This is a genomic window from Vallitalea okinawensis (assembly GCF_002964605.1).
GTDB lineage: Bacteria > Bacillota > Clostridia > Lachnospirales > PQDH01 > Vallitalea_A > Vallitalea_A okinawensis.
In genome coordinates this window covers 1-893 of the sequence record NZ_PQDH01000058.1, presented here as the reverse complement: position 1 = coordinate 893, position 893 = coordinate 1, and the positions used below count along the sequence as shown (strand labels likewise).

Sequence of the window (893 nt, the reverse complement as noted above, 5' to 3'; positions counted from 1 at the left end):
TGGAGTTAGTCGAAAGGTTTTGGGAAAGCCTACCAAAGAAGGTGAAAGTCCTGTAGACGAAAACAAAGATGAACTAGCAGTATCCAGAGTACCACGGGACACGAGAAACCCTGTGGGAAGCTGGGGGGACCACCCCCCAAGGCTAAATACTCCCTGGTGACCGATAGCGAATAGTACAGTGATGGAACGGTGAAAAGAACCCCGGGAGGGGAGTGAAAAAGAACCTGAAACCCTATGTTTACAACCAGTCGAAGGACGTATATATATCAGTCCGACGGCGTACTTTTTGTAGAACGGTCCGGCGAGTTACTGTTGCTGGCAAGGTTAAGGCACAAAGTGCTGGAGCCGAAGGGAAACCAAGTCTTAATAGGGCGAATAAGTCAGTAGTAGTAGACCCGAAACCGGGTGACCTACCCATGTCCAGGTTGAAGCGGAAGTAAAATTCCGTGGAGGACCGAACCCACACGTGTTGAAAAACGTGGGGATGAGGTGTGGGTAGCGGAGAAATTCCAATCGAACCCGGAGATAGCTGGTTCTCCTCGAAATAGCTTTAGGGCTAGCCTTGATGGAGTCTAACGGAGGTAGAGCACTGAATTGTCTAGGGGGCACATCGCTTACCGAAACATATCAAACTCCGAATGCCGTATAGATGCTCATCAGGAGTCAGACTATGGGAGATAAGTTTCATTAGTCGAAAGGGAAAGAGCCCAGACCACCAGCTAAGGTCCCAAAGTACGTGTTAAGTGGGAAAGGATGTGAGATTTCGAAGACAACTAGGATGTTGGCTTAGAAGCAGCCATACATTCAAAGAGTGCGTAATAGCTCACTAGTCGAGAGGTCTTGCGCCGAAAATGTACCGGGGCTAAAACACGACACCGAAGCTGTGGATTGGT

At 49.0% G+C, this 893-nt stretch carries 1 rRNA gene; it reads left to right on the top strand.

The features are described from left to right. Positions 1-893: ribosomal RNA gene (locus tag C1Y58_RS26270) — 23S ribosomal RNA — on the top strand; the annotation flags it as partial.